This is a genomic window from Streptomyces sp. NPDC017936 (genome assembly GCF_044328485.1).
Taxonomy (GTDB): Bacteria; Actinomycetota; Actinomycetes; order Streptomycetales; family Streptomycetaceae; genus Streptomyces.
Genome location: NZ_JBIRHK010000002.1, coordinates 601,421 through 615,244, shown reverse-complemented (window position 1 = coordinate 615,244; position 13,824 = coordinate 601,421). Strand labels below are relative to the sequence as shown.

Annotated in this window: 13 protein-coding genes; 3 read left to right on the top strand and 10 right to left on the bottom strand. The window is 73.1% G+C overall.

The window, feature by feature from the left end:
• Positions 1-50: 50 nt before the first annotated feature.
• Genes ACH4F6_RS06265 through ACH4F6_RS06255 form a run of 3 tightly spaced genes read right to left on the bottom strand, consistent with a single transcriptional unit; the run spans position 51 to position 3,210 of the window.
• Complete coding sequence (locus ACH4F6_RS06265; protein WP_397958701.1) at positions 51-1,070, bottom strand: ABC transporter permease; 1,020 nt, start codon at positions 1,068-1,070, stop codon at positions 51-53.
• Positions 1,067-2,608 (bottom strand): sugar ABC transporter ATP-binding protein, encoded by a 1,542-nt coding sequence (locus ACH4F6_RS06260; protein WP_397958700.1) that lies wholly within the window; start codon positions 2,606-2,608, stop codon positions 1,067-1,069. Before ACH4F6_RS06260 ends, ACH4F6_RS06265 begins: the two co-directional genes overlap by 4 nt.
• Before the next feature lie 38 nt (positions 2,609-2,646).
• Complete coding sequence (locus ACH4F6_RS06255) at positions 2,647-3,210, bottom strand: carboxymuconolactone decarboxylase family protein (RefSeq protein WP_397958699.1); 564 nt, start codon at positions 3,208-3,210, stop codon at positions 2,647-2,649.
• A gap of 242 nt (positions 3,211-3,452) precedes the next feature.
• Between ACH4F6_RS06255 and ACH4F6_RS06250 the strand changes: the two genes are divergently transcribed.
• On the top strand, positions 3,453-3,866 hold the full coding sequence (locus tag ACH4F6_RS06250) for a cupin domain-containing protein (protein WP_397958698.1): 414 nt from the start codon (positions 3,453-3,455) through the stop codon (positions 3,864-3,866).
• Between the two features lie 313 nt (positions 3,867-4,179).
• Here ACH4F6_RS06250 and ACH4F6_RS06245 read toward each other — a convergent pair whose 3' ends face one another.
• The 6 genes from ACH4F6_RS06245 to ACH4F6_RS06220 form a co-directional block, all read right to left on the bottom strand.
• Entirely contained in the window at positions 4,180-5,511 is a 1,332-nt protein-coding gene (locus ACH4F6_RS06245) for an MFS transporter (protein ID WP_397958697.1), read from the bottom strand.
• 222 nt (positions 5,512-5,733) lie between these two features.
• Complete coding sequence (locus ACH4F6_RS06240; protein ID WP_397958696.1) at positions 5,734-6,684, bottom strand: catechol 2,3-dioxygenase; 951 nt, start codon at positions 6,682-6,684, stop codon at positions 5,734-5,736.
• Positions 6,681-7,757 carry a 4-oxalomesaconate tautomerase gene (locus ACH4F6_RS06235; protein WP_397958800.1) on the bottom strand — a complete coding sequence of 359 codons (1,077 nt, stop codon included), beginning with the start codon at positions 7,755-7,757 and terminating at the stop codon, positions 6,681-6,683. Before ACH4F6_RS06235 ends, ACH4F6_RS06240 begins: the two co-directional genes overlap by 4 nt.
• 32 nt (positions 7,758-7,789) lie before the next feature.
• The gene (locus tag ACH4F6_RS06230) at positions 7,790-8,500 is read right to left on the bottom strand and encodes a 4-carboxy-4-hydroxy-2-oxoadipate aldolase/oxaloacetate decarboxylase (RefSeq protein ID WP_397958695.1); all 711 of its coding nucleotides are present in this window, start codon (positions 8,498-8,500) and stop codon (positions 7,790-7,792) included.
• A complete protein-coding gene (locus ACH4F6_RS06225) occupies positions 8,497-9,246 on the bottom strand; it encodes a PIG-L deacetylase family protein (RefSeq protein ID WP_397958694.1) in 750 nt (249 codons plus the stop codon). Before ACH4F6_RS06225 ends, ACH4F6_RS06230 begins: the two co-directional genes overlap by 4 nt.
• 64 nt (positions 9,247-9,310) lie before the next feature.
• The gene (locus ACH4F6_RS06220; protein ID WP_397958693.1) at positions 9,311-9,961 is read right to left on the bottom strand and encodes a GntR family transcriptional regulator; all 651 of its coding nucleotides are present in this window, start codon (positions 9,959-9,961) and stop codon (positions 9,311-9,313) included.
• 247 nt (positions 9,962-10,208) lie between these two features.
• Here ACH4F6_RS06220 and ACH4F6_RS06215 point away from each other — a divergent pair, with 247 nt between their 5' ends.
• Complete coding sequence (locus ACH4F6_RS06215) at positions 10,209-11,369, top strand: Gfo/Idh/MocA family protein (RefSeq protein ID WP_397958692.1); 1,161 nt, start codon at positions 10,209-10,211, stop codon at positions 11,367-11,369.
• 95 nt (positions 11,370-11,464) lie between these two features.
• Here the strand turns inward: ACH4F6_RS06215 and ACH4F6_RS06210 are convergent, their stop codons facing one another.
• Positions 11,465-12,496: a LacI family DNA-binding transcriptional regulator gene (locus ACH4F6_RS06210; protein WP_397958691.1), complete on the bottom strand. Its 1,032-nt coding sequence runs from the start codon at positions 12,494-12,496 to the stop codon at positions 11,465-11,467.
• 154 nt (positions 12,497-12,650) lie between these two features.
• Between ACH4F6_RS06210 and ACH4F6_RS06205 the strand changes: the two genes are divergently transcribed.
• Positions 12,651-13,814, top strand: a complete 1,164-nt coding sequence (locus tag ACH4F6_RS06205; protein WP_397958690.1) for a phytanoyl-CoA dioxygenase family protein — start codon at positions 12,651-12,653, stop codon at positions 13,812-13,814.
• The last annotated feature ends 10 nt before the right edge of the window (positions 13,815-13,824 follow it).

Here is a 13,824-nt window from a genome sequence, read left to right as displayed (position 1 = left end):
AGGTGGGGGGATGCGCGAGGACGGTGGGCGCGGGGCGTCCTGACGCGGTGTCAGTGGCCGCCGGGCGCGGACTTGCGCTGGAACTCGTTGACGACCGCCGCGACCAGCAGCACGCCGCCGGTGACGACGAACTGGTAGTTGCTGTCGACCTGGAGCAGGTTGAGGGCGTTGGCGACGACGCCCAGGAGGATCACGCCGAGGACCGTGCCCAGGATCGTCCCGTGGCCGCCCGCGAGCGAGGTGCCCCCGATCACCACGGCCGCCACGGCGGTCAACTGGGTCATCAGACCGGCCGTGTTGGGCGCGGCGGCGCCGAGCCGTGACAGCAGCATCAGACCGGCCAGGCCCGCCAGCGCGCCGGCGAGCGCGTACAGCGCCAGCTTGCGGGCCGGCACGTTGATGCCGCTCAGCCGCGCGACGTGCTCGTTGCCGCCCATGGCGAAGGCGTCCCGGCCGAAGGTCGTGTACTTCATCGTCACGCCGGTCAGCGCCAGCACGAGCACGGCCACGACCGTGAGGTACGGGATGCCGGCGAGCTCGTCGTTGCCCAGGCCGGTCATCCTGTCGCCGATGGTGACGCTCATGCCGTCCAGGACCAGCAGGGCGACACCGTCGAGCAGCATCGCGGAGGCGAGGGTGGCCACGAACGGGGCGACCCGGGTGAAGGTCACCACCAGACCGTTGACCAGGCCGATCGCCGTGGCGAGCGCCAGGCCGACGACGACCACCGCCGGAGTGGACCAGCCGTCGTGGAGCAGTTGCGCGGCGACCGACAGGGTGACGGCGGCGTTGCTGCCCATGGAGAAGTCCATGCCGCCCGCGGTCATCAGCAGGGTCAGCCCGGCCGCGATGACGGCGTTGACGCTGACCTGCCGCAGCACGTTGAGCAGGTTCTGCTGGCCGGTGAAGGAGTCCGCCTGCACGGCGGTGAAGACCGCCACGAGCACCAGGACGAGGAGCAGACCGCCGTGCGGGAGGTGCAGCAGCTTCCGGGGGCCGCGCACCGAGGACTCGTCCGGGGGCGGGCCGGCCGCGACGTCCGGGGAGGCGGAGGGGGTTTTCAGGCTCACTGCGGTCGACCTCCGAGGGCGGTCGCGACGAGTTCGTCGCGGGTGATGGCGTTGATGTCGTGTTCGGCGACCGTGCGGCCGGCGCTCACGACGACGACCCGGTCGGCCAGGCGCATGACCTCCTCGGCGGAGGAGGAGGCGAGCAGTACGGCCACGCCGCGGGAGGCGAGGTCGTCGACGAGGGTGTGGATGTCGGCCATGGCGGCCACGTCCACGCCGTTGGTGGGGTCCTCCAGGAAGCAGGCGACCGGTTCGGTCTCCAGCCACTTGCCCAGCAGGACCTTCTGCTGGTTGCCGCCGGAGAGGGAACCCACCGGCGGGTTGCCGGTGAGGGCGACCACGCCGTAGCTGTCGCGCAGGGGCGCGGCGCGGCGGGCGAGTTCACCGCGCCGGTGCAGCCTGCGGCGCGCGAAACGGTCGCCCGCCATCATCAGGTTCTCGTCCAGGGACAGCCCCGCCACCAGGCCCAGGGCCCGCCGGTCGCCCGTGACGCAGCGCAGACCGCTGGAGAGGGAGGCGCGGACCCGGCCGAGGGGCACCGGGCGGCCCTCGACGTGGATCTCGCCGGCGTCGGGGCGCCGCCGGCCGGACAGCAGGTCGAACAGCCGCGACTGGGCGTCGCCGGCCGGTCCGAGGACGGCGACGATCTCGCCCTTGCGCACCGTCACGCCGAAGTCCCGGATGGCCCGCCCGTGGGTCAGGCCGCGCACGGTGAGGCCGCTCTCGTCCTTGGGGGCGGGGCGCCGGGGACGGGTGGAGACGACGTCCCGTCCGACCATGCTGCGCACCAGGGCGGCGGCGTCCATCTCCGCGGCGGGCGCGCTGCGCACCAGCATGCCGTCCCGCAGGACCGTGACCCGGTCCGCGACCGCCATGACCTCGTCGATGTAGTGCGAGATGTAGACGATCGCCACGCCCTCGTCGCGCAGCCTGCGCACCAGGGCGCGGATCCGGTCGGCGTCCTTCGCGCTCAGACACGCGGTCGGTTCGTCGAGGATCAGCACCCGGCCGCCGCGGCGCACCTCGCGCGCCACCTCCACCATGGTCTGCTCGGCCACGGTCAGCGTGCCCGCGACGCGGTCCACGGCGACGTCGATGCCGAGGCCGGCCAGCGCCGCCGCCGCCTCGGACCGGACCGCCCTCCAGCTCACCGCGCGGCCCCTGGTCGGCAGGTCGCCCAGCAGGACGTTCTCGGCGACCGTCAGCCCCATGGCGAGCTCCCGGCGCTGCGGCACGAACGAGATGCCGAGCCTGCGGGCCTTGCGCACGCTCAGGCCCGTCCGCTGCCGGCCGTCGACCTCGACCGTGCCGCCGTCGGCCTGGTGGACGCCCGCGAGGACCTGCACCAGCGTCGACTTCCCGGCCCCGTTCATGCCCATCAGCGCGTGCACCTCGCCCGGGAACAGGTCGAGGTCCACGCCCTTGAGCGCGGCGGCGCCGCCGAAGCGCTTGGTCACGCCGCGCACCCGCAGCACGGCGGGCGGCTGCCCCGTGCGGCCGCTGCCGGCCTCGGGGACCACCGGATTCGTCGGGGTCACAGCGGCTCCTCCCTGCGTTCCCTGGACGGTCGGGGAGCTCACGGCCGGGACGGGTCCGTGCCGGGGACGACCCGGCCGTGGCCGCGGACGTCCGGGAAGGGGGGCTCCTTGTCGGCCTGGAGGTCCACCTGGAAGGTGTTCAGGCACATGCCGAGCATGGTGAAGTTGCCGAGCGCGCCGATGGTGTCCACCAGTCCCTTGGCGCCGAAGTGCTCCAGGGCGCGGGCGAAGGTGGCGTCGGTGACGAAGTGGTCCTCGAGGACCTCGCGGCAGAACTGGTAGAAGGCCTGGTCGGCGTCGTTGCCGAAGACCGCCTCGCGCTTCTCGGCGATCGCCTTCACGGCGGCCTCCGGGATGCCGGCCTCGACGGCCTGGTGCACATGGGCGTTCCAGGAGTACTGCGCGTCCCAGTTGCGGGCGGCCATCAGCAGGCTCAGCTCGCGCAGGTGCCTGGGGAGACTGCAGTCGAAACGGGCGAAGGCGCCGAGGGATTCGGCCCGCTCGCACATCTCCGGGCTGTGCAGCCAGACCCGGAAGGGACCGCGGACGGCGCCACGGCGGCCGGCGATGCGGGCGGCCAGTTCCTGCTGCCGCGCATCCATTTCCTCTTGGTCGAGAACGGGGAGCCTCATCTGGCCGATACCTGCCTTTTCTTTCCGGCGCGTTACGGGCACGGGTCCGAGAGCCGTGCGGTGCCAGGTGAAGGTACAGCCGTGTCCGGGCAGCTCACCCTTCTCGGAGCGCAAGGTAAAACTGCACGCCGGAGGCCCCCCGTTCACGGGGCGGCGGCCTAACGTCGTTCGACGCAAGGGCTCGGGAAGTGGAGAGGAACGAGGAACTCCGGATGACCACCATCATCAAGGCCGCGTCGGTGCCGCTGCTCGACCGCGGCGGCTCGGTCGTGACGACACCGCTGATCACCACGCCGTCGGCGCACGGCGAGAACCGCATCACCAGCGGGATGAGCGTCTACCCGGTCGGCTCCGGGGCGCCCCTGCACTCCCACAACTGCGACGAGCACGTCACCGTCCTGGACGGCGAGGCGGAGGTGTGGGTCGACGGCGAGGTGACCAGGCTGGAGCGGTACGACACGACGTACATCCCCTCCCCCGTCCCGCACCTCTTCCGCAACGTCGGCGACCGCCCGCTGCGCATCCTGTGGGTGTACTCCTCCGGCCATGTGACGCGGACGTTCACCGAGACGGGGAAGACGGTGGAGCACCTGTCGGCGGAGGACCAGATGGGGTCGGACGACTGACCGAGATGCCCCCGCACGGCTCCTTCCGGCCGGGGGCCCGGCCGCGGGCACCGGTGGAGCGGCACGACGCGCGGTGGCGTGCGACGGACGGCCCGCGCCGGCGCGCAGGGTCGGCCGGTCCCGGCGGCGCCCCGGGCGCGCAGCGCGCCGGCCGGTTCGGCCTCGGCGGGGGCACGGGTGCGGGGCGGGCCGCCCGGTCCGGCCGGCCCGCCCCGCACACGCCGGACGCCGGCCCCGCACGTCCCTCGTGCGGGGCCGGCGTCCGTCCTCGCCCCCGGTGGCCGGGCAGCCCCTGACCGGCTGCCCGGTCCGCTCAGTGCGCGGCCAGCTGCTTCTCCTGCGGGCTGTCCTGGCCGTCGGCCGGCTTCGCGCCGCGCAGGGCGGCGATGCCGATGAAGACCATGGAGGAGACACCGGCGAGCGCGAAGGCGGTGAAGCCCCAGTCGCCCTGGTCGGCGGCGAGCAGCTGACCGCCGAGCCACGGGCCGAAGACGGCGCCGAAGCGGCCCATGCCGGAGGTCCAGCCGACGGCGGTGGCGCGGTTGCCGGGGTGGGAGCGGATGGAGACGGTGGCGTAGATCATCGTCTGGGCGCTGTTGAGGAAGACGCCCGTGAGGAAGACGACGATCATCGTCACGGTCATCGGCATGTGGACGCTGAGCAGGAAGACGCCGGCGGCGGTCAGCGCGAACCAGATGGCCGAGATGCGCGGGGCGCCGAAGCGGTCGGCGGCCCGGCCGGCGACCAGCATGCCCACGATGCCGCCGAGGTTGAAGACGACCACGAAGGACAGCGCGGAGCCCAGCTCGTAGCCCTCGGCGCGCATCAGGGTGGGCAGCCAGGTGGCGACACCGTAGACCAGGAGCAGACCGCCGAAGGAGGCCAGCCAGTACAGCACGGTCTGGACCCACTCGCCGCCGCGGAAGAGGTTGACCAGGTTGGTCCAGCGGTCGGCCGTGCCCTGCTTGCCGGACTTGGCGGCGGGCAGCTCGACGTCGTAGCGGGCGGCCAGCTCACGGGCCTCCTCGGTGCGGCCCTTGGCGACGAGGAAGCTCAGCGACTCGGGCAGGAACCGGGCGAGCACCGGGGCGAACAGGAGCGGCGCCACGCAGACCCAGAACGCGGCGCGCCAGCCGACCGGGTCGATCAGCCACTTGGCGACGTACGCGGAGAGGATGCCGCCCGCGTGGTGGGCGGTCATCAGCAGGCCGATGACGAGGGCGCCGCGGCCGCGCGGGGCGTAGTCGGAGACCATGCTGATCGCGGTGGGCAGCAGACCGCCGAGTCCGACGCCCGCCAGGGTCCGGCCGAGGCCGAAGACGGCCACGCTGTCCGCCAGCGCGCACACCCCGGAGGCCAGCGAGAAGAGGATCACGCAGGCGACCATCAGCTTCTTGCGGCCGATCCGGTCGGCGACGGTGCCGGCGGCGAGGGCGCCGACGAGCATGCCGAAGGTGGCGTAGCTGCCGAGGTCGCCGGCCTGGTCCGGGGTGAGGCCGAAGGTCTTCGTCTCCAGCAGGTGCGGCAGCACCGAGCCGTAGATGAACATGTCCAGGCCGTCGAAGAGGACGGCCAGCCAGCACAGGCCGACGACCAGGAGGGCCAGTCTGCTGCCGCGGGCGGACAGAGCGGGGGAGGAGGACATCGTTGTTTTCCTCTCGTCCAGGAGGCGTTCCCTGGAGGGGGACTCAGGTGATGCGGGCCGACGCGGCTCGTGCGGCTGACCCGGTGTGCGCTAGACGCTAAGGACCCGCCCCAGGAGTGTCAACGCTTTTGTCAACAATCTCATCGACGATCTTGGCGAGGTCCGGAGACGCCGGGGGTGGGCGCCCACCGCAGTGCGCGCCCACCCCCGTTCCGCCGGTTCCTAGGCCACCGGTGGCGTGCCGTGCGTGTGGAAGGACTCGATGGTCTTCAGGCCCCAGGCCTGGCCCTTCTTCCGCTCCTCCTCGGTCCAGGTGATCAGCGGCCAGTCGGGCGCCAGCACGAGCCGGGTGAGCGGGTTGCACAGCTCGATCCGGTTGCCGCCGGGCTCGTAGACGTACAGGAAGAACGTCTGCTGGATGGCGTGCTTGTGCGGTCCCGTCTCGATGAACACGCCGCTGTCGATCGCGAGGTCGGCGGCGCGCAGGATGTCCTCGCGGGTGTCGGTCGCGAAGGCGATGTGGTGCAGCCGGCCGGCCGAGCCGGTCCAGTCGGAGGTGTAGACGACGTCGTACGACTTGTTCGTGAACGTCAGCCAGCGCGCCGCGATCTTCCCGCTGTCGAGCCGGATCTGCTCGGTGGGCCGGGCGCCGAGGACGTGCTGCTGAAACTCGGCGTTGGCGAGGACGTCGGCGGCGAGGAAGTTGACGTGGTCCAGGCGCCGTACGCCCACGCCCCGGTTGGGCTTGGCCTGCGGCTGGTTCTTCAGCGCGGGCCGCAGCTCGTCGGGGGCCCGGTAGTGCTCGCTCTCCCAGTACAGGGCGTGCTCGTGGCCGTCGGGGTCGGTGGTGACGTAGAGCTTGCCGAGGCCGGGCTCGTCCTCCGCCCAGTGGCCGGTGCCGCCTGCCTCCTCGATCGCCTCCACGCGGCGCCGCAGGGCCTCCTCGCTGGAGGTGCGCAGGGCGAGCCGGCCGAGGCCGGGCCGCTCCCGCGCGGTGAGCACCAGGCTGTGGTGCTCGTAGTCGTCGAAGGTCCGCAGGTAGACCGTGTCGCCGTCCTGCCCGTTGACGGTCAGGCCCAGGTAGTCGGTGAAGAAGCCGACGCTGGCGTCCAGGTCCGGGGTGAAGAGCTGGGCGTGGCCGATGTGGGCGATGTCGCCGAGCGGCGGAGTCATCGGTGACCTCCTTCGGGGTGCGGGGGGATGGGTGCCGTCTCGGCGGACCGGGGGAACACGGTGCCGTCGAAGATCTTGCGGGCCGTGCGGACCACGGCCGTGCGGCGGGCGGAGGGCAGCCCGTCGGGGGTGCTGCCGAGGCTACTTTCGATGTCCAGGAAGCCGGTGGGGTGTTCGATGCGAATCCGGTCACTTCCGGGCGTGAGCCGTGCGAGGTCCGCGCCCACGCCTCCTTCGATCCGCAGGCCGGCGGCCACGCCGGCCGCGCCGAGCACCCCGATCGAAGTGTGGCAGCGCACGGGGATGAAGGTGCGGGTGGTGATCGCGCCGTCCTCGCGGGGCGGGGCGAGCAGCGTGAGCTTGGGCACGGTGGCGTCCGAGACGTCGCCGAGGCCCATCAGCCGGCCCGCCCGCAGCCGGATCGAGCGGAGCCGGCCGGCCAGGTCCTCGTCGGCCTCCAGTTCGGCCGGCGACTCGTAGCCGGTGACCTCGAGGGAGGCGGCCTCGATGAGGACGGTCGGCATGCCGTTGTCGACGCAGGTCACCCGCACGCCGTCGATCTCGTCGCGGACGTTGCCGGTGGGCAGCAGCGGGCCGGCGCCCGGCGGGAACTCGACGACCACGGGCGCCGCCGTTCCGGGCACGCCCGAGATCCCGGCGTCCCCCGTGTAGTCCACGCGCCCGCCGGGGGTCGGGAAGGTCGCCGTCGCCAGGTCACCGCTGTTGACCATGCGGATGCGGACGGACGTCTCCTCCTCCCCCGCCGTCACGAGCCCCCGTTCGACGGCGAACGGGCCGATGCCGGCGAGGATGTTGCCGCAGTTCTGACGGTCGCTCACCTCGGGCTTGTCGACCGCCACTTGCAGGAACAGGTAGTCGACGTCGGCGTCCGGGCCGGCCGAGGGCGAGACCACGGCGACCTTGCTGGTGAGCGGGTGGGCGCCGCCCAGGCCGTCGATCTGGCGGGCGTCGGGGCTGCCCATGATCCGCAGCAGCAGCGCGTCGCGCTCGGCGGGTTCGGCGGGCAGGTCACGGGCGAGGAAGTAGGCGCCCTTGGAGGTGCCGCCCCGCATCAGCAGGCAGGGCACCTCCTCGGGCACGCGGGTCACGACCCCGCCCCCTCGCCGGTGTACTCCTCGTAGCTCTTGTACTCGACCCCCAGCCGCTTGAGCGTGTCGCGCAACCCGTAGCGGTCCAGGCCGAGTTCGCCGTCGAGGAAGGCGGCGCGGGACCTGGCCTCCTTGGCCTCGCGGGCCTCGGACGCCTCGACGGTGGCGCGGGCGCGCTCGCGCGGGACCACCACCACGCCGTCGTCGTCGGCGAGGATCACGTCGCCGGGGCGGATCACCTGGCCGTCGACGGCGACGGGCACGTTGACGGAGCCGCCGGTGGCCTTCACCGTGCCCTGCGCCGAGACCGCCCGGGACCAGGCCGGGAAGTCCATCTCGCGCAGCTCCTGGGTGTCGCGGATGCCGGCGTTGATCACCAGGCCCCGCACGCCCCGCTGTTTCAGCGCGGTGGCGAACAGCTCGCCGAACATGCCGTCGGTGGACGGCGAGGTGGTGGTGACCACCAGGACGTCGCCCTCGCCGCACTGCTCGACGGCCGCGTGGATCATGAGGTTGTCGCCGGGCCAGCTGAGCACGGTGACGGCCGTGCCGGCGACGCGCACGCCCTGCTGGACGGGGCGGATCTCCGGGCCCAGCAGGCCCGTCCGCCCCATGGCCTCGCTCACCGTCGCCACGCCGAAGCCGGCCAGCGCGTCGACGTCCTTCAGGTCCGCCTTCGGCGGGCCGGTGACGATCACGCCGCTCACGCCAGCTCCTTCGCGATCTGCGGGTAGGGACGCATGTACGCCTCGGCCATGGTCCGGTGCGCCAGGCCCAGGTTCGGGCCGGCGTTGCGCTTGAGCTGGACGCCCCGGCGGACCGCGAGGTCGGTGTAGTAGTCCCACAGGTGCTGCTGGGCGCCGAGGCACTCCATGGCCTTGCGCTTGGTCTCCCACACCTCGGTGATGTCGAGGAGCACCTCGGGCTTGAAGCCGCTCATCTCGGGCTGGTGCGGCTCGAAGTAGAAGACGGGCGGCGCGCCGATGATCCCGCCCGGTCCCGGGTAGCCGATGGCCTGGGCGAGGACGCGGGCCTCCAGGGCCATGCGGTTGGCGGCCGGGTGGTCGCCGTTGTAGGGGTCCTCGGTCGGGTGCGTGAGCACGACGTCGGGCTGGGTCTCGCGGTAGACCGCCACGAGCCGGTCGGTCAGCTCGGCGGTGGCGACCAGCGGGTAGTCGCCCGCGTCGAAGAAGCGGACCTCGGCGCCGAGGACGGCGGCGGCGCGTTCGGCCTCGTCCCGGCGTATCGCCTTAATCTCGTCGAGCTTCTTGCCCTCGCGCCACGCCTTGGCGGACTCGCCGCGCTCGCCGAAGGTCAGGCACGCGATGGTGACCTTCTCCCCCCGGGAGGCGGCCAGGGCGATGGCGCCGCCCGCACGCCACACGAAGTCCCCGGCGTGGGCGGTGACGACGAGGGTCGATCGTGGGGTGGCGGGCGCGTTGGCCTGGGTCATGGGTGACATCTCCTTGGTGACAGGTGGGCGCCCGCCCCTGCGCGTCGTGCACGGTGACTGCGGCTCAGTCGCGCAGCGCCTCGATCACGCTGGTGAGGTGGGCGCGGACGGCCGTCTCGGCCGCCTGCGGGTCCCTGGCCCGGATCGCTTCGATCATGGTCAGGTGCTCGTTCAGGGATTGCTGCGGGCGCCCCGGCCTCAGCGCCAGCTGGAAGCGGTGACGCACCAGCTGGGCGTTGAGCCGCTCCAGCAGCTCCTGCGCCGTCCGCTGACCGGAGATCTCCCGGATGCGGACGTGCAGTTCGTGGTTGAGGTCCGAGTAGGTGACCGGCTCCCCGTCGGCGACCGCCTTGGTCATCGCCGTGCCGAGCTCGGTCAGCTGACCCAGCTGCTCGTCGCTGGCCGCGACGGCCGCCTTCGCCGCGCACAGCCCTTCCAGGGCCATGCGGCACTCGGTGATGGCGACCGCTTCGTCCACGGTCACCACCCGCACCCGTGAGCCGCGGTTGCGGATCCGCTCCACGAGCCCCTGGGACTCGAGGTCGATGAGCGCCGCGCGGATGCTGGCCCGCGTCACACCGAACTGCTCGGCGAGCTCGTTCTCCACCAGCCGCTGCGCCGGAGCCATCTCGCCGTGCAGGATCGCCTGCCGCAGCTGCGCGAGCGCGTGCTGTTTGGCCTGCTCCCCGGTGCTCGGACGGGCTTCTTTCGGCATCGTGCCCTCCCTGAGTGAGTGCCTGTCGAACCTAAATCTAGCCAAACAAGATTGTCAACAATTTTGTTTGCCGTATGGCGGGCAGGATCGGGGCGACACCGCGCGCCCGGTCGGCGCCGGCGCCGCCCACCCGCCCCGGACCGTTCCCCGCGGTCCGGGGGCGGCGGCGGTGCTGGTTGACATCCCGGGAGAGCGCCGCCCAGGGTGACCTGGACAAGGTGCGGGACCGGTCCACAGAGGGGCTGCCATGGTGGATGCGCTGGGGGTCGCGGTCGTCGGGTTCGGCTGGATGGGGCGCGTGCACACACAGGCCTACGCGCGCGTGCTCCACCATTTCCCGCGGCTGACCGTACGCCCGGAACCGGTCCTGGTCGCCGATGAGGTGCCGGGGCGGGCGGAGGAGGCCGCCGCGCGGTACGGCTTCGCCGCCACGACCCGCGACTGGCGCGAGGTCGCCGCCGACCCGCGGGTGCGGGCGGTCAGCGTCACCGCGCCGAACTTCCTGCACCGCGAGATCGGCGTCGCGATGGCCGGGGCGGGCAAGCACCTGTGGATCGAGAAGCCGGTGGGTCTCACGGCCGGCGACGCCCGGGCGGTCGCGGACGCGGTCGCCGAGGCGGGCGTCCAGGGCGCGGTCGGCTTCAACTACCGCAACGCGCCCGCCGTGGAGGCGGCCCGCGAGCTGATCGCCTCGGGGGAGATCGGCACGGTCACCCATGTCCGCATCCGGCTGTTCAGCGACTACGCCGCCCATCCCGACTCCGCCCTGACCTGGCGCTACGAGCGGGAGCGCGGGGGCAGCGGGGTGCTCGGCGACCTGGCGTCGCACGGCGCCGACCTGGCCCGCTTCCTGCTCGGCGAGATCACCTCGCTGACCGCCGACACCGCCGTCTTCATCCCCCGGCGCGCCCGTCCCGCCGGCGCGACGGCCGGTCACGCCCTGGCCCCCGGAGGCGTCCTCGGCCCCGTCGAGAACGAGGACTACGTGAGCTGTCTGCTGCGCTTCGCCTCCGGCGCCCGCGGCGTCCTGGAGGCCTGCCGGGTCTCGGTCGGCGAGCAGAACAACTACGGCTTCGAGGTGCACGGCACCCGGGGCGCCGTCCTCTGGGACTTCCGCCGGATGAACGAGCTGGCCGTCAGCCGCGGCACGACGTACCAGGACCAGCCGGTCAGCACGGTGTACGTCGGACCGGGCGCCGGCGAGTTCGGCGCGTTCCAGCCGGGCGCGGCGAACGCCATGGGCTACGACGACCTGAAGGTGATCGAGGCGTACCGCTTCCTGCGCTCGATCGCGGAGGGCACGCCGTACGGGGCGACGCTCACGGACGCCGTGCGCAGCGCGGCCGCGCTGGACGCGATGGCGCGGTCGGCGCGCAGCGGGACGTGGGAGGACGTGCGGCCGGCGTAGACCGGACGGCCGGCGCGGGCCGGCGCGCGCCGGACGACCGGTCAGGCCGGCACAGGCCGGCGGGCACCGGACCGCCGAACGGGCCTGACGGTCGGTCAGGCCGACGGCGCCGCAGGCATGTTGTACGGCGTCACCACCTGGATCGGCGACGGCACGACGGGGCCCGCGGGCGGCAGCGCGCCGTGGGCCCGCATCACGACGTGGCAGGCCTCCCGCATGTCCTGGCGCAGGTCGTGGTGGAGGACGGCGGACAGCCTGTGCTCGCGCAGCAGACGGGTGTTGTCCTGGTCGAGGTCGTGGGCGACGAACACCTCGCACGCGCGGCCGACGTCGGCGAAGGCGCGCAGGGTGGCGATGTTGCCGCCGCCGATGGAGTACACGGCGCGGATGTCCGGGTCCCGGTCGAGGGCGGCGCGCACGAGGTCGTACTGGGTGGCGTCCAGGCCCTGGCCCTCGGCGATCTCGACGAGGGCGTGCTCGGGGTGCCGGGCGCGCATCGCGCTGCGGAAGCCCATCTCGCGCTCCTCCTCGTTGCGGAAGAAACCGCTGCTGAGGCTGGTGAGCACGTGGCCGGGGCGCCCGGCCAGCCACTGGCCCATGAGGTAGGCGGCGGTGGCGCCGGCGGCCCGGTTGTCGATGCCGACGTAGGCGAGGCGGGCGCTGGCGGGCAGGTCGGTGACGAGGGTGACGACGGGGACGCCGGCGGCCGCCAGCCGGCCGACGGCCGCCGTGACCTCGGGGACGTCCGGCGCCTTGAGGATCACGCCCTGGGAGCCGCGCCGGGCGATCCGGTCGAGCGTGGCGACCAGGTCCGCGGCGGGGCCGGTCTCGCGGAAGTGGAAGCGGGAGCGCAGCACGGCCGGGTGCAGGGAGGGCAGTTCGGCCTCCAGGGCGGTGCGCACGGCGCAGGTGAACCGTTCCGGCGCCTGGGCGACGACGTCGACCATGAAGGTGCGGCCGACGAGCCGCACCTGGGTGCGCTGCCGGTCGAGGTCGGCGATGGCCCGGCGCACCTCCTGCGCGGTGGACGCGCGCACCCCTCCCCGGCCGTTGAGGACCCGGTCCACGGTGGCCTCGCTCAGGCCGGCCTGACGTGCGATCTCACGGATCGGGAAGGGGTGGCCCACAGCGGTCTCCTGGAAGGTCGTCCCGACGTCTCGAGGGGGTTCTTGAGGGGTTTTTGACGGCTCGCTGCCGGTTGTTCGAGGGCTTTGTGCTGACAAGAATGACAGCACAGCACAGCGCAGCACAGCGCAGCTCCCCGCGACCGAAGGGACGACGATGTCCTTCACTCACGCAGGCCTTCCCGCCCGGCTGTCCGAACGGGACTGCGACCTCGACGCCTTCCGCACACTCGTGGAGCGCGCTACAAACCCCGCCGACTACCCGTACGCCGCGTCGGTGGAGGACAACGCCCTCGTCTACGACGGGGACCGGCTGCGGGCCGCCGACGCGCCGTCGGTGCGCGACGAGCTGGTCCGCGCGCTCGCCGACGGCCCCGGCGTCGTCGTCCTGCGGGGCGCCTTCCCCGACCCCGCCGTCGTCGACCGGCTCACCGCCGTCTTCGAGACCCTGATCGCCGAGCAGCGCGCCTCGGGCGCCGCCGCCGGCGACCACTTCGCCCGGCCGGGCGCCAACGACCGTGTCTGGAACGCCCTGGAGAAGGCCGCGCTCCTCGACCCCGAGGCGTTCGCCGACTACTACGCCAACGACCTGCTCGCCCTGGTCTCGACCGCCTGGCTCGGCCCCGGCTACCAGGTCACCTCCCAGGTCAACGTGGTCAACCCGAGCGGCACGGCCCAGACCGCGCACCGCGACTACCACCTGGGGTTCCTGTTGAACGAGGCCGCGGCCGCCTACCCGGCGCACGTGCACCGCCTCTCCCCCGTGCTCACGCTCCAGGGCGCGGTGGCGCACTGCGACATGCCCGTCGAGTCCGGCCCGACGATGTACCTGCCGCACTCGCAGAAGTACGAGCCCGGCTACCTCGCGTGGCGGCTGCCGGAGTTCCGGGCGTACTTCGACGCCCGGAACGTCCAGCTGCCGCTGGCCAAGGGCGACGCCGTGTTCTTCAACCCGGCCCTCTTCCACGCCGCCGGCGCCAACCGCTCGGCCGGCATCCGCCGCACGGCCAACCTGCTGCAGGTGTCGTCCGCGTTCGGCCGGGCCATGGAGACCGTGGACCGCGAGGCGGTGGCGAACGCGGTCTACCCCGTGCTGCTGAAGCGGGCGGCCGACGGCGTCGACGGGGCCTGGCTGGAGCGGGTGATCGCGGCGAGCGCCGAGGGCTACCCCTTCCCCACCAACCTCGACAGCGACCCGCCGGTCGACGGCCTGGCCCCTCCCTCGCAGGCGGACACCGTCCGGCGGGCGCTGCGCGAGGGCCGGACACCGCGGGCCCTGCGGGACGAGCTGCGGGCCGGCGCCGAACGGCGCGCGAGCTGAGGGGAGGCCG

What these genes read in the sequence shown, in the direction of transcription:
- ACH4F6_RS06250 (WP_397958698.1), top strand. Translation starts at nt 3,453, where the DNA reads ATGACCACCATCATCAAGGCCGCGTCGGTGCCGCTGCTCGACCGCGGC.
- ACH4F6_RS06235 (WP_397958800.1), bottom strand. Translation starts at nt 7,757, where the DNA reads ATGCGGGGCGGCACCTCCAAGGGCGCCTACTTCCTCGCCCGTGACCTG.
- ACH4F6_RS06255 (WP_397958699.1), bottom strand. Translation starts at nt 3,210, where the DNA reads ATGGATGCGCGGCAGCAGGAACTGGCCGCCCGCATCGCCGGCCGCCGT.
- ACH4F6_RS06245 (WP_397958697.1), bottom strand. Translation starts at nt 5,511, where the DNA reads ATGTCCTCCTCCCCCGCTCTGTCCGCCCGCGGCAGCAGACTGGCCCTC.
- ACH4F6_RS06215 (WP_397958692.1), top strand. Translation starts at nt 10,209, where the DNA reads ATGGTGGATGCGCTGGGGGTCGCGGTCGTCGGGTTCGGCTGGATGGGG.
- ACH4F6_RS06240 (WP_397958696.1), bottom strand. Translation starts at nt 6,684, where the DNA reads ATGACTCCGCCGCTCGGCGACATCGCCCACATCGGCCACGCCCAGCTC.
- ACH4F6_RS06205 (WP_397958690.1), top strand. Translation starts at nt 12,651, where the DNA reads ATGTCCTTCACTCACGCAGGCCTTCCCGCCCGGCTGTCCGAACGGGAC.
- ACH4F6_RS06225 (WP_397958694.1), bottom strand. Translation starts at nt 9,246, where the DNA reads ATGACCCAGGCCAACGCGCCCGCCACCCCACGATCGACCCTCGTCGTC.
- ACH4F6_RS06220 (WP_397958693.1), bottom strand. Translation starts at nt 9,961, where the DNA reads ATGCCGAAAGAAGCCCGTCCGAGCACCGGGGAGCAGGCCAAACAGCAC.